The sequence below is a fragment of the Rhodobacter maris genome, assembly GCF_900217815.1.
Taxonomy (GTDB): Bacteria; Pseudomonadota; Alphaproteobacteria; order Rhodobacterales; family Rhodobacteraceae; genus Rhodobacter; species Rhodobacter maris.
Window position 1 is genome coordinate 89,112 of sequence record NZ_OBMT01000012.1, and the last position, 13,512, is coordinate 102,623.

Consider the following 13,512-nt stretch of genomic DNA (forward strand, 5'->3'; position numbering starts at 1 on the left):
AGCATGTTTCAGGATTTCACCAGCCGCTCCACCCCGGATCTCGGCGCCGGGCGGTTGGCGCGGCTGCGCGCGGCTGCCACACAGGCGGGGCTTGCGGGCTTTCTCGTGCCGCGTGCCGATGCGCATCAGGGCGAATATGTCGCCGACTGCGATGCCCGCCTCGCCTGGCTCACCGGCTTCACTGGCTCGGCGGGCTTTTGCGTGGTGCTGCCCGAAATCGCGGGCGTCTTCGTTGATGGCCGCTACCGGGTGCAGGTGCGCGCCGAGGTGGACCTCGCCGCCTTCACCCCGGTCGACTGGCCCGAAACCAAACTCGGCCCCTGGCTTTTGGAGCATTTCCCGCAGGGCGGGCGGATCGGCTTTGATCCGTGGTTGCACGCCCGCCGCGAGGTGGAGGAACTGCGCCGCACGCTCGCGGGCTCGCAGATCGAACTGGTCGAAAGCGCCAATCTTGTCGACGCCATCTGGGAGGATCGCCCTGCCCCGCCGATGGCGCCCGCACGGGTGCACCCGCTTGAGTTCGCGGGCGAACCGAGCGCCGCGAAGCGCGCCCGGCTGGGGCAAGGCCTTTCCACCCGTGGCGCCGAGGCGGCAGTGTTGACGCTGCCCGATTCCATCGCCTGGCTTCTCAACATCCGCGGTGCCGATATCCCCCGCAACCCGGTGATGCAGGCTTTCGCGGTGCTCCATGCGAGCGGCCATCTGACGCTTTTTGCCGAAGGGGAGAAGCTCTCGCCCGCGCTGCGCACAGCCCTCGGCCCCGAGATCACCCTGCGCCCCGTTGCCGCTTTCGAGGCCGCCCTGCGCGCCCTCACCGGCCCGGTTCTGCTCGATCCGGCCACGGCGCCACATCAGGTTGGCCGCGAGCTTGAGGCTGCGGGCGTTGCGGTGATCTGGGGCGAGGATCCCTGCAGTCTGCCCAAGGCACGCAAAAACGCAGCCGAAGTCGCGGGGATGAAGGCCGCCCATATCCGCGATGCGGCCGCGCTCGTGGAATTTCTCGCCTGGCTCGATGCGGAGGCGCCAAAAGGCCAGCTCACCGAGATTGATGTGGTCAAGGCGCTGGAGGAGGCCCGCCGCGGCACCGGCCAGCTTCTCGACATCAGCTTCGACACGATCTGCGGCGCAGGCCCCAATGGCGCGATCGTCCATTACCGGGTGAGCGAGGCCACGAACCGCCGGGTCATCCCGGGCGAGCTCCTGCTGATCGACAGCGGCGCGCAATACCCCGACGGCACCACCGATATCACCCGCACCATCGCGGTGGGCCCCCCGCCCGAAGGCGCGGCCGAAGCCTTCACCCGCGTGCTGCAGGGGATGATCGCGCTCTCGCGCGCTCGCTTCCCGCGGGGCCTTGCCGGGCGCGACCTCGACGCGCTCGCCCGCGCCGCGCTTTGGACGGCGGGGATGGATTACGACCACGGCACCGGCCATGGCGTCGGCGCTGCGCTTTGCGTGCACGAAGGCCCGGCGCGGATCTCGCGGATCTCGGAAGTGGCGCTTGCCCCCGGCATGATTCTCTCGAACGAGCCCGGCCATTACCGGGAGGGGCATTGGGGGATCCGGATCGAGAACCTGCTCCTCGTCGAGGAGGCCCCGAAAATCGATGGCGGGCGCGACCATCTGGGTTTTGCCACCCTGACGTTCGTGCCGATCGACCGCCGCCTGATCGTCACCGGAATGCTCAGCCCCGCCGAACGCGCCTGGCTCGACAGCTATCACGCTGCCGTCTTCACCCGCATCGGCCCGCTCACCGCGGCCCCGGTGCGCGTCTGGCTGAAAGCCGCCTGCGCCCCGCTCTGAGCACGTTGCGCTGCGGCCTGTTTGCGGACAGGAAGACGAACGGGCGCCGGGCAGCCCGGGCCGGGGGACGAGACCAAACCGGGCGCGCGGCAGGCCGTCATCAGAGTATCACGGCGCCCTTATTGTTTCTTTGTTCTTGAATCATGGATCCCCAAAACGCCTCTGCCGGATTTTCGGGGGGCTTGTTGCGCTAATCACGGCGTAAGTGGCTGCTTCTTTCCCGCTCAGCTTCAGGCGATGGCGTCGATCTCGGCCCTTCCGAGAGCCGAGCCGAGGTTCATGATCGCAATGCGGATCTGGATTTCGACAGTTTGTCGATCGAGACCTCGTGGCATGATCCGTTCACCGAAACGCGTCAGACGGTTCATTTGAACGTCGATGCGACTTCGGAGGTGATAGCTGACCCATTTCTTCCAGATCGTTCGGCCCGGACATCGGTCGGCTCGCAATATCTCGCCTCGCGTGATAGCGGGGGCGCGATAGCGGCGCGGCTCGGACGATGCCTTGATCGCTCATTTCCAGCGCAGACGGAGCAGCAACCTATGGCTCAGGCGCGCGGGCGGCTGGATTTGGGGTCATACAGCGGCGCGAGGCTGGCTTCGGCTTCGAAGATCCGCCCCGCCACGTCGATACTGTAGCTTGCCCCCAGCAGCTCCGCCGCCGTTTCATCGGTGCGGCAGGGCACATAGCCCAGTCCGATCGCGGTCCCCAGCGCATGGCCGTAATTGCCCGAGGTAAGCTGGCCGACGATGCGCCCATCGCGCAAGATCGGCTCGTTGTGGAACAAAAGCGGCTCGGGGTCGGTCAGGCGGAACTGCACCAGCCGCCGCGTCAGCCCCGCCGCGCGCTTGCGCAACACCGCCTCGCGGCCGAGGAAATCGCCTTTCTCCGGCTTCACCGCAAAGCCCAGCCCGGCTTCCAGCACATGATCTTCGTCAGTGATGTCATGGCCGAAGTGGCGATAGGCCTTCTCGATCCGGCAACTGTCCATCGCATGCAGCCCGCAAAGCTTTAGCCCGACCGCTTCGCCCGCCTCTATCAGCGTCTCGAACACATGCGCGGCCTGATCGGTGGGGATGTAAAGTTCCCAGCCCAGCTCACCCACATAGGTGACCCGATGCGCCCGCGAGAGACCCATGCCGATCTCGATTTCGCGCGCCATGCCAAAGGGATGCGCGGCGTTCGAGAAATCATCTGGCGAGACGAGGCGCATCAGGTCGCGCGCGCGCGGGCCCATGATCGGCAGCACGGCTTCGGCCGAGGTGACATCGGTGATCGTCACCCAGTCCTCGCCCAGATGGCGGCGCAGCCAGACTAGATCGCGGTGCAGCGTGGCGCCCGGCACGACAAGGAAAAAGGCGGTTTCGCTCAGCCGTGTGACAGTCAGGTCGGCCTCGATCCCGCCCTTCGCGTTCAGCATCTGGGTGTAGACGATGCGGCCCGGGGCGACATCGACGTCATTGGCGCAGAGCCGCTGCAAGAAGGCCACCGCGTCGCGCCCCTCGACGCGGATCTTGCCAAACGAGCTCATGTCGAGAAGCCCCACGCCCTCGCGCAAGGCCAAATGCTCGGCGCGCTGGTTCTCGAACCAGTTCTGCCGCTTCCAACTCAGGCGATACTCCCGCTCCTGCCCCGCGCGCGCAAACCAGTTCGCGCGTTCCCAGCCCGCCACCTCGCCAAAGACCGCACCGCGCGCCTTGAGGTGCTCGTGCAGGGGTGAACGGCGGATGCCCCGCGCGGTCGCCATCTGCCGATAGGGAAAATGGTCGGCATAAAGCAGGCCGAGCGTCTCGCTGACCCGTTCCTTGAGATAGCGCCGGTTGCGCTGGAACGGCTGCGCGCGGCGGATATCGACGTCCCACAGATCAAAGGGCGGCGCGCCATCGTGCATCCACTGCGCCAAAGCCATCCCCGCGCCGCCCGAGGAGACGATGCCGATCGAATTATACCCGGCCGCCACCCAATAGCCGCCGAGGTTAGGCGCCTCGCCCAGATAATAGCGGTCGTCAGGGGTGAAGCTTTCCGGGCCGTTGAAGAAAGTGTGGATGCCCGCCTCGGCCAGCATCGGCATCCGCGCCACGGCCTGCTCAAGGATCGGCTCGAAATGGTCGACATCCTCGGGCAGCTGGTCGAAACAGAACGCCTCGGGAATGCCACTCATCCCCCAGGGCTTGGCCTTGGGCTCGAACGCGCCCAAGAGAATTTTCCCTGCATCTTCCTTGTAATAGGCGCATTCGTCGGGCACCCGCAGCACCGGCAACTGCGCCAGACCCGGGATGGTTTCGGTGACGATGTAGAAATGTTCGCAGGCATGCAGCGGCAGCGTGACGCCGTTTTGCGCCGCCAGATCGCGCCCCCACATGCCGCCGCAATTGACCACATGATCGGCGGCGATATGGCCGCGCTCGGCCCCCATTTCCCAGTCAACCCCTGTCACCCGGCCGTCAGCAGTCGTGACTTTTGTCACCTTCACCTGCTCGATGATCCGCGCCCCCGCCATCCGCGCGCCCTTCGCCAAGGCCAGCGCGATATTGCCGGGGTCGGCCTGCCCGTCGCCCGGCAGATGCACCCCCGCCACCACGCTCTCGATGTTGAGATGCGGATACATCGCCAGCACCTCAGCGGGGGAAAGTTCGTTCACCTCAACGCCAAAGGCGCGCGCCAGCGCGGCCTGGCGCAAGATCTCCTCGCGCCGCTCCTCGCTCAGCGCCACGGTGATCGAACCGCAGCGCCGGAGCCCGGTGGCAAGCCCGGTTTCCGCCTCGAGCCGACCGTAGAGATCGGCGGAATATTTCGCGAGCCGGGTCATGTTCTGGCTCGCACGCAATTGCCCGATCAGCCCCGCCGCATGCCAAGTGGTGCCCGAGGTGAGCTGCTTGCGCTCAAGCAAAACGATGTCGGTCCAGCCGAGTTTGGCAAGATGATAGGCGACCGAGCAGCCCGAGATGCCGCCTCCGATAATGACGACGCGGGCTTTGGCGGGAAGGTCGGGCATGGCGACTCCGGGGCTGAGGGGATGGCTCAGCTAGCCACCCCATAAATGAAATTTCAAGATAAAATTTCACTCAGGAGTTTTCGTGATGCCGAATTTCACCCTGCTTCGCCGCATGCCTTGAGCTTTTCACCCGCTTTCGGCAGGATGGGGCGCGAAAGGGACCCCTTATGAGCCATCATGTCGGCGAAGATATCCGCGCGTTGCGCAAAACGCGCAGCCTCACGCTCAAGCAGCTTGCCGCCGAAGTTGGGCGCTCGGTCGGCTGGCTCAGCCAGATCGAGCGCGGCCAGACCACCCCTTCGGTGCGCGACCTCGGGCTTCTGGCCGAGCGGCTCGGCGTCAACATCAGCTTCTTCTTCCGCTCCTCGGGGCGCGCGCTGCAAGAACAGGGGCTGGTGCTGCGCGCCGCCGACCGCCCGATGATCGGCTCGGCGGAAACCGGGCTGACCGAGGAGCTGCTCTCGCCCACGCTGGGCGGCAGTTTCGAGATGATCCGCTCGGTCTTCGCGCCGGGATCCTCCAGCGACGGGCCGTTCAAACCCTGCGAGCGCGAAGATGGCGGGGTGCTGCTCTCGGGCGCCCTCACGCTGATCATCGGGCAAACCGAGATCGCCCTTGCCCCCGGCGACAGCTTCCAGTTCACCGGCGCCGATTACGGCTGGCGCAACGAAGGCCCGGAGCCGGCAGAGGTGATCTGGATCGTCTCGCCGCCGATTTACTAGGCGGAAGCGCCCCCCGCTTTCAGCCCTTGCTCAGCCCGAGCTGGCGCGGAAAGATCCCGTCGTTGGCGTCGAACGTCTCCTTGGCCAGCATGTCGAGCCGGAAAGTCAGCCGTTCGCGCGGGAAGGGTTTTTTCATCTGCATCGATCCTTTTCGGCGCCGACCGGCTGGGCCGTCTGCGCATGGTGATGTGGGGTTTCGTGCTCCCGATCCTCGGCTCGGTGAAAACTTATTGCGAGGGGCACGGCGCGGCAGCGGGCAATCAGCCTGTGGTCGATGGGGGCGTGGCGCGGGCCGGGCTTTGCCGCGCTGTTCGGCGGGCTGACGGCGCAGGCGGCGGGCACAGCATCGTCGCCTCGATCCCCTCGGGCGGGGGCGAGAAGGCAATTGGGCTGCGTGCCGATTTCGACGCCCTGCCGTGGAAATCGCAAATCCCCGGTCGGGTGCATCTGTACGGCCATGACGGCCATAGGGTGATGCTTCCCGGCGCGGCGCACTATCTGCCCGAGACGCGCAATTCCAACGGCACGGTCACGGTGAACAACGCAACGCCGAAATCGTCGAAAAGAGGGAGACAGGATGCCATGACAGGCCCCCGGTCGGCCCGACTTCGCGCATAGCGACGACAATTGCACCTCACAACTGTTTTTTCGCAGCCACTTCTGGCCGGGGCCTGTGATGAATCGTCGGGTTGCACTTGGAACCCGCACGACCATAAGGGAGGGGCGCGAACAACAGCACAAGATCCCGGCGACGCAAGGCACGTCGCCCACCGGCCGGTTTTCTGCCGAAGACCGCAGTGCGAGGGACAAGAAGGAGACTGGCGTTTGGAACTGATTCTGAATTTCTTCAACTGGCTCAACGGCATCGTCTGGGGCGTGCCGATGATCGTCTTGATCATCGGCACCGGGCTTTTCCTGCAACTGCGCCTTGGCTTCATGCCGATCCGCAAACTCGTCTACGGCTTCCGGATGATCTGGAAAAGCCGCACCCCCGGCACCGAGGCGGAGGGCGAAATCACCCCCTACGCCGCGCTGATGACCGCGCTTTCGGGCACCATCGGCACCGGCAATATCGCCGGCGTCGCCACCGCCATCGCGGTCGGCGGCCCGGGGGCGCTGTTCTGGATGTGGGTCACCGCCTTTGTCGGCATGGCGACGAAATATGCCGAAGTCGTCGTCGCGGTGAAATATCGCGAGGTCGATGACAAGGGCGAGCATGTCGGCGGCCCGATGTTTGCGATCAAGAACGGGCTCGGGCGGAACTGGCGCTGGCTCGGCACGGCGTTTGCGTTCTTCGGCGGGCTTGCGGGCTTTGGCATCGGCAACATGGTGCAGGCGAACGGCATTGCCGCGGCGATGCAGAATTCCTTCGGCCTCGAGACCTGGATCACCGGCGCCGTGCTGACCGCGATCACCGGGCTGGTGGTGCTCGGCGGCATCCGCCGCATCGGCGCGGTGGCCGAAAAGGTCGTGCCCTTCATGGCGATCGTCTATCTGGTCTGCGTGATCTTCGTGCTGGCGATTTTTGCCGGCAACATCCCCTCGGCTTTCGCCACCATCGTCTCGGATGCTTTCACCGGCACCGCGGCGGCGGGCGGGTTCCTTGGCTCGACGATCCTGATGGCGATGCAAAAGGGCGTCGCGCGCGGCATCTTCTCCAACGAGGCGGGGCTTGGCACTGCGGGCATCGCGCAGGCCTCGGGCTCAACCTCGAACCCGGTGTTCTCGGGCGTAATCGGCATGATGGGCACCTTCATCGACACGGTGATCATCTGCACGCTGACGGGCCTTGCGATCATGGTCACCGGCGTCTGGACCGGCGGGGAAACCGGGGCGCTGCTCTCCTCGCAGGCGTTCGAGGCGGCGATGCCGGGGGTTGGCAAATATGTGCTGACGATTTGTCTCGCACTCTTTGCCTTCACCACCATCCTCGGCTGGGCCTATTACGCCGAGAAATGCTGGGAGTTCCTGCTTGGCACGATCAGCGAGAAGCCGTTCCGGATACTGTGGACGATCGCAGTGTTCTTCGGCGCGACGCTGAGCCTCGATTTCGCCTGGCTGGTGGCCGATACGCTCAATGCGCTGATGGCGATTCCGAACCTGATCTCGCTGCTTCTCCTCTCGCCCGTCATCGTCAAGCTGACGCGCGACTACTTCGCCCAAGGCAACGAAGGCGGACACTGACATCCGACCGGCCGGGGCACCCTTTCGGCTGCCCCGGCCGACGCCGGACGCCCCCGGATCGGCAAGCCACGATCCTTTGGACCCCATCTCTTTGGCAAGGAGCCGAAGGTGCAAAGGGGACCACGGTTGCGCGCCCCAGCCTCACGATGACCTGAAAACGGGGCCTATCTTCGGCCCTGTCGAGGCCATGACGCAGCTCATTGATTGGGCTGCGCTTTGCCGCGTCGCAACATGTCGCCGCGGTGCACCATGGGATCGCCTGCGCCCTGCTTGGCAGCGTCGGCATTCATATGGTCTTTCAAGCCTGAACGCGCGGGGAGGAGGGGCCGCGCTCGTCCGCAACCCTCGGGGCTTTGCCCTGATCTCCAGAGGAGCAATGATCCTCTGGAAACATCCCTCCGGAGCGACATGATCATTGAGCACCGCATGAGATGGCCTTGAGCGCCCGGGCGACAACATGGCGACGGGGTTCGGAGCAGTTTTCGGATCCGCACAACCAGACTCGACTCCTTCAGACAAGCAGAGCAATCGCTATCTGGCCGGCGGCTTTGCGCTTGGCAGGTTGCGCAGTTTTCTCGCTCTCTGATCGTCTGCTTCTGCAAAAATGATCGATGCACAAAGGCCCGGGGCGCGGTTCTTCAGTATCAACTGCGCACCGTGGAGCTTGGCGATCGCCTCGACGAGGCTGAGCCCGAGCCCGCTGCCGGGGGTGTTGCGGCTGGCCTCAAGGCGCACGAACCGGGCCCGCACCCGGTCAAGATCCGCCTCGGGAATGCCCGGCCCGTCATCACAGACCGACACCACCGGGGCATGGCCGCCTTGCAAAGACAGCGTGATCCGCGCCGGTGGCGGACAATGGCGCAGCGCATTGTCGATCAGGTTCACCAAAGCCTGACCGAGGAGCGCGCGATCGCCTGCGACGTTCACAGCTCTGTCCACCTCAAGGCGCAACTCGTGCCCCATATCCTCGGCGCTGGCCAGCATCATCTCGAAAGCGTCCCGGCACAGCGCTTCCAGATCAACCTCTTGAGGCGAAATCGCCACCATCCCCGCCTGCATCCGCGCAAGCCGCAAGATCGCATCGAACGTGGCCGAGATCTGGTCCAGATCGGCAAGCGCGCTGCCGATCTCTGTGCGCGTGGGGGCGGGCAGCGTGCGATCCAGAGCGACGGGCTCGAGCCTGAGCCGCAGCCGTCCAAGCGGCGCGCGCAGATCATGGGCGACATCGGTCGAGACCTGCCGGATCGCCGAGATCCCGGCCTCAAGCCGATCAAGCGCGGCATCAACGCTTTGCGCGAGCCGGGTCAGGTCATCACGCCCATGATCGCGGATGCGCAGATCGTGCCGCCCCGCACCAACAGCATCGAGCACCTGCTCCATCCACCCGATCCGGGCCTCGGTGCGCCGCGCAATGACGATTGCAAAAGCCGTCGACAGAAGCGCCGCAAGCCCGAGCGCCCAGCCAAAACTGCCCGCCAGAATCTCGGTCTGCTCATGCAGCCAGTCAGCGTCATGCCCGGTCATCACCCAGCCTTCAGGGATCAGAAGGCCATAGGCAACAAAGCGCTTGGGCAGGCCCGGACCGTCGAGCGCCAGCGTGAGATCGGTGCCGGTGCGCAAATAGCGCAGGCCCTCGAACGGCGCCACAACACGGGCATTGCCTTCGACCGCCCCGCCCGCTGCGGGCAGATAGGCGACAATCTGCGCCCCGTCGCGGCTCACCGAAGCCAAAGCCGCCACCTGCGCGCTCAGATCCTCCAGATCGCCTTCCCTTGGCGCAAGCGCGAGGGCGCGGGTATCCGCCTCGACCTCGCTTTCGAGCCGATGCGCCATACCGCGCGATTGCAGCTCATAGGCCAAGCCTCCGGCGACGAGCGCGGCGAGGATGAACACTGCGGAGATCACCAGCGCAAAGCGCATCGACCATGTGACCGTGCGCCTCATGCTGGCTCAAACACGTAGCCGATGCCGTGCAGCGTGCTCAGATAGGGCGTGGCGAAGGGCTTGTCGATCTTCGCGCGCAGGCGGCTGATATGGGTCTCGACCACGCTGGTTTTCGGGTCGAAATGAATGTCCCACACCGCCTCGAGCAAGATCGTTTTCGTCTGCACCCGGCCCGGGCGCTCCATGAAATGCTTCAAGAGCAGGAATTCGCGCGGTTGCAGCTCGATCTTTTGCCCCGCCCGCCAAGCCTCGCGCGAGAGCAGATCGAGCCTGAGATCGCCCTGCACAAGTTCGGTCACCTCCGCGCGCAAGGCCGGGCGGCGCGCGATCGTGTCGATCCGCGCCAGAAGCTCGACGAAGGCGAAGGGCTTGACCATGTAATCATCCGCTCCCGCGCGCAGCCCCGCCACCTTGTCCTCGACGCTGTCCATCGCGGTGAGCAGGATCGCGGGCGTGTCGATCTGCGCCGCACGCAGGGCCTTGAGCAAGGCAAGTCCGTCGAGCCCGGGCATCATCCGGTCGAAGATGAAAAACTCATAAGGCATCCCCGTCGCCTGTGTGAGCGCCTCGCGCCCGTCGCGCAACAGGTCGACGGCATGGCCCTCCCGCGCAAGCCCCTTGCGCAAATAGGCGCCGGTCTCGGCATCATCTTCGGCAATCAGAATTTTCATGGCGACAGTTTCTTTCGGATGCTTGCTTCTGTCACGCGCGATCCGCGCCCGGCTGATCCATTTCTTACGATTTTGTAAAGACCACGTCAGGCGCGCACGACAGGGGCCGCAATACTCTAAAGGCGCTCTGATCTCAGGCTGCCCGCGAGGATTTCCGATGATGCTCTCCCCGTTTCCCCCTGTTTGCGATGCGAGGACGTGGCCGTGATGCGGCTGACGGGCGGCGTGCGGCCACAGGCTCCGTTACGGCGCCACGCGATGCGCCCGGCAAACCTGCTCGCGCTTTGCTTTGCAACGCTTCTCGGGCTCTGGCTTCTGCTCGCTCTTGCGTTCCTCCACGGCAGCGCCCTCATCGCTCTTGATACCGAACTGGCACGTTTCATGACGCAACTCTGGAGCCCGCCGGGTCTGGCAGCCTTCACCCGCATCACCGCGCTCGGCGATCCGGCGGTCGCTAGCGCCCTGTTCGGGCTTATCTCGTTCTGGGCACTGTTGCGGCGGCGCCCCGGGCTCGTCCTCGGGGTTCTGGTCGCGATTATCGCCGAACTCGCCACCGTTTCGATGGCCAAACACGGCTTTGCCCGTCCGCGTCCGGAGTTTGGCTACTTCATGGAAACGTCGGGCAGCTTCCCCTCGGGGCATTCTGCCTTTGGCGTCGCCTTTTACGGGATGCTGTTTTACAGCCTGTGGCGGCTGGGGCAGTTGCGCGGCTTCCTCGCCTTTGCGCTTGGCGCGATGACGGCCGTTTTCGTCGGCCTGAGCCGCCTTTATCTCGTGTCGCATTATCTGTCTGACGTGCTGGCGGGCTGGGTTCTGGGCGGTATGTGCCTGATTGTCGGGATCGCTGCGGCACAATGGTTCTCGCGCGATACCGCGCGCCTCTTTCGCGCCCTTCCCCGCTGGCAATGGGCCTTCGCCTGGCTCCTCTCGCTTGGGCTGCTCGGAACGGCGGGTCTTTACGACATGCGCTATTCCAAGCCGCTCCGGGCTGCCGCAACGGCAAACATCGTGCTGGCCGAAAGCACCGCCCCTGCAGAGCGAACGGAAGCCCCGCGCTAGCGGGCCAAAGCGCCGCGCATCCGGTCAACCGAGCTGATCGTCAACGAAGAGCGCCGCAACTTGCGCTCACCCGGAGAGACCCGATGTTGCAGAGACCCGCGTCCGCGCCCGCGGCTTTCAACCGACACACCCGCCCCAAAGGGAATATATCTTCATCGCCCGCTGTCACGCTCGCCCCCTACTTACCCCGCCATTACGCAGCAAAACCCGGCACGTTAGAACAGGAAAGCGTCGATATCATCGCCATCCGTGGCAGGTGGAGGCTCGGCTTTGGGGGGCGTCGTCGGCACGGTGCCGGTGATCCGGTCATGGATCTCGCGCTCCTTATGCATTGTGTAATGCGAGCGTATCGTGCCCAGAGCCGCCTCATCGACGCCGCCATCCGCCGCTTGAGCCTCAATCCCTGCGGATGTGATCGCTTCGGCCAGATCCGACCAGTTGCGGCCGCCTGCCGATATCTCGCGTGTCTGCTTGGCTGTCGCATCAAGCAGAACCGACGCCTTGGGACAGGATTCGGCGAGGAGCTGAGTATTGGTCGACAGCCGTGACAGCACCGCCTCAAGTCGGCCCGAGGCCGCGAGCGGTGCCCCAGTCAGATCTCTGCCCTCGAATTGAGACGCGCGCCGACGCGCGGCCTCGATGGCGCTTTGGGCTCCCGCGAGGATCCCGCGCACCTTTGTCGCGGCTGCGCTGGTATCGCGCGCGAGCCCGCCAACTTCGGCCGCGATGACGCGCAGCCCGCTCGCGCGATCGCCCAGACCGCTGCAGCGCACCGCCATGTTGAGGCCGAGGAGCCTCACATCCCGCTCGAGCCGCTCAAGCTGATCGATTTGCGCCAGCATTTCGCTCATCGCATTTGCGGCGCTTTCACTCAACTTTTGGGCGTTCGCGCGGTTCTCAGCCTCCTTGCGCAGGAGCGGGCCGAGCGACTGAAGGTCTGCCGCGAGTGCGGCGAGCGCGAGGCTGCTGTCGGCGATGGATTTCCCGGCGCGGCTGGTTCCGTCGTTGAGCACCTGGCCGGCATCGTCACGCAGAAGGTCTATGGCAGAGTGAAGCGTTCGGATCTCGTCGAGAAAATCGGTATTCGTGGACTGGATCTGGGCCGAAGCAAGACGCCAGAGCATGGCGACGGTTGCACCCGGAGTTTCCCCGCTGCGCTCCGCGATCCGCGCGAGGATCTCCTCGACATGCTCAAGCCGCTGGCGCGTGCCGTCGCCCACCTGTGTCGCCATGATGGCATCGCCGATCCGCGCCCCGATGCTTGCGGCGAGGCCTGCCGAGCGTTTGGCATGATCCGCCGCCTGCACGCGCTGCGCCTCGACAAGGCGCAGATGACCCTCCAGATGCTGCGCGATCGTAGCCATCGTGCTGGCATAATCTCTGCCGAAATCGCCCTGAAGCTGGAGGCTTTCGGCCACCGTGCGGGCCACTCTGCCCTGCACATTGGTGATCTTGCCGACGGTCGCCTTCGCGCCGCGCGAGATCTGGATCATCTCTTCGGTGAAAGCCATCATGTCGGTCTGACTTGTGCCGAGTGCCGCGGCGACGATGCGCGCGTTGATGGCCACGAGCTCCAGAAGACGGATCGCCTTCTCGGTTTCGTCGAGCGGCGCGCGCAACGCATGCGTGGTTTCGGCGAGCTGTTCGAATTCGACATTGCCCGCAGACATGGCCGAGATGATGGTGCCGACCTCGCTGCGCAAGGCATCGATCGAGCTTACAGCCGAGAGGAAATCTTCCCCCTCGAATTCGGCCGCCATCGCACGATGCGCGCCCGACACGGCCTCAAGCAGCCGCGCGGCCGCAACGAGGTTGCCACCCATCGCCAGAAAGGCGCGTTCGATTTCCTCGCGTGGCTGTGCAACGCGCGCTGCGAGGGCGGCCACGTCAGGGTTCGTGCCCTGCGCGGCTTCGGTCGGCCCCTCCGAAAAACGCACCGCAGGAAGCGCGCTCATGCCGGTTTGACCGTTTCGATCGGCGTGTGACGGATCTGCACGATCGCCTGCGCCATGCGCGAGAGCGGCAGAACCTTCATCGCCGCGCCGCGCTCGATCGCTTCCTTCGGCATGCCAAAGACGATGCAGCTTTCTTCATCCTGGGCAATTGTCGTTCCACCTGCCTGACGGATTTCAAG

10 protein-coding genes and 1 pseudogene are annotated in these 13,512 nt (G+C 65.2%); 5 read left to right on the forward strand and 6 right to left on the reverse strand.

The window, feature by feature from the left end; translation table 11 throughout:
• Positions 1-3 precede the first annotated feature (3 nt).
• Positions 4-1,803, forward strand: coding sequence for an aminopeptidase P family protein (locus CRO22_RS14435; RefSeq protein WP_097070869.1), 1,800 nt, complete (start codon positions 4-6; stop codon positions 1,801-1,803).
• Positions 1,804-2,033: 230 nt separating this feature from the next.
• Here the strand turns inward: CRO22_RS14435 and CRO22_RS19220 are convergent.
• Both CRO22_RS19220 and CRO22_RS14440 read right to left on the reverse strand, forming a co-directional pair.
• Positions 2,034-2,273: pseudogene (locus CRO22_RS19220) on the reverse strand (IS5/IS1182 family transposase); the annotation flags it as partial.
• A gap of 77 nt (positions 2,274-2,350) precedes the next feature.
• Positions 2,351-4,798 carry a GcvT family protein gene (locus tag CRO22_RS14440; RefSeq protein ID WP_097070870.1) on the reverse strand — a complete coding sequence of 816 codons (2,448 nt, stop codon included), beginning with the start codon at positions 4,796-4,798 and terminating at the stop codon, positions 2,351-2,353.
• Positions 4,799-4,965: 167 nt separating this feature from the next.
• On the opposite strand from CRO22_RS14440, the gene CRO22_RS14445 reads away from it, so the two are divergent.
• The 3 genes from CRO22_RS14445 to CRO22_RS14455 all read left to right on the forward strand — a co-directional run bounded on the left by CRO22_RS14445 (position 4,966) and on the right by CRO22_RS14455 (position 7,704).
• The gene (locus CRO22_RS14445) at positions 4,966-5,520 is read left to right on the forward strand and encodes a helix-turn-helix domain-containing protein (RefSeq protein ID WP_097070871.1); all 555 of its coding nucleotides are present in this window, start codon (positions 4,966-4,968) and stop codon (positions 5,518-5,520) included.
• A 186-nt stretch (positions 5,521-5,706) separates the two neighbouring features.
• A complete protein-coding gene (locus tag CRO22_RS19435; RefSeq protein WP_176518656.1) occupies positions 5,707-6,138 on the forward strand; it encodes a hypothetical protein in 432 nt (143 codons plus the stop codon).
• A 207-nt stretch (positions 6,139-6,345) separates the two neighbouring features.
• Entirely contained in the window at positions 6,346-7,704 is a 1,359-nt protein-coding gene (locus CRO22_RS14455) for an alanine/glycine:cation symporter family protein (RefSeq protein WP_097070872.1), read from the forward strand.
• A gap of 531 nt (positions 7,705-8,235) precedes the next feature.
• On the opposite strand, the gene CRO22_RS14460 is transcribed toward CRO22_RS14455, so the two are convergent.
• Both CRO22_RS14460 and CRO22_RS14465 read right to left on the reverse strand, forming a co-directional pair.
• Positions 8,236-9,648 (reverse strand): sensor histidine kinase, encoded by a 1,413-nt coding sequence (locus CRO22_RS14460; RefSeq protein ID WP_097070873.1) that lies wholly within the window; start codon positions 9,646-9,648, stop codon positions 8,236-8,238.
• Positions 9,645-10,319: a response regulator gene (locus CRO22_RS14465; RefSeq protein WP_097070874.1), complete on the reverse strand. Its 675-nt coding sequence runs from the start codon at positions 10,317-10,319 to the stop codon at positions 9,645-9,647. The genes CRO22_RS14460 and CRO22_RS14465 overlap by 4 nt, the downstream gene beginning before the upstream one ends.
• A gap of 207 nt (positions 10,320-10,526) precedes the next feature.
• On the opposite strand from CRO22_RS14465, the gene CRO22_RS14470 reads away from it, so the two are divergent.
• The gene (locus tag CRO22_RS14470) at positions 10,527-11,378 is read left to right on the forward strand and encodes a phosphatase PAP2 family protein (RefSeq protein WP_097070875.1); all 852 of its coding nucleotides are present in this window, start codon (positions 10,527-10,529) and stop codon (positions 11,376-11,378) included.
• Between the two features lie 215 nt (positions 11,379-11,593).
• Here the strand turns inward: CRO22_RS14470 and CRO22_RS14475 are convergent, their stop codons facing one another.
• Both CRO22_RS14475 and CRO22_RS14480 read right to left on the reverse strand, forming a co-directional pair.
• Positions 11,594-13,333 carry a hypothetical protein gene (locus CRO22_RS14475; protein WP_097070876.1) on the reverse strand — a complete coding sequence of 580 codons (1,740 nt, stop codon included), beginning with the start codon at positions 13,331-13,333 and terminating at the stop codon, positions 11,594-11,596.
• On the reverse strand, positions 13,330-13,512 hold a 183-nt coding region (locus tag CRO22_RS14480; RefSeq protein WP_281254756.1), incomplete at its 5' end, for a chemotaxis protein CheB. The genes CRO22_RS14480 and CRO22_RS14475, both read right to left, overlap by 4 nt.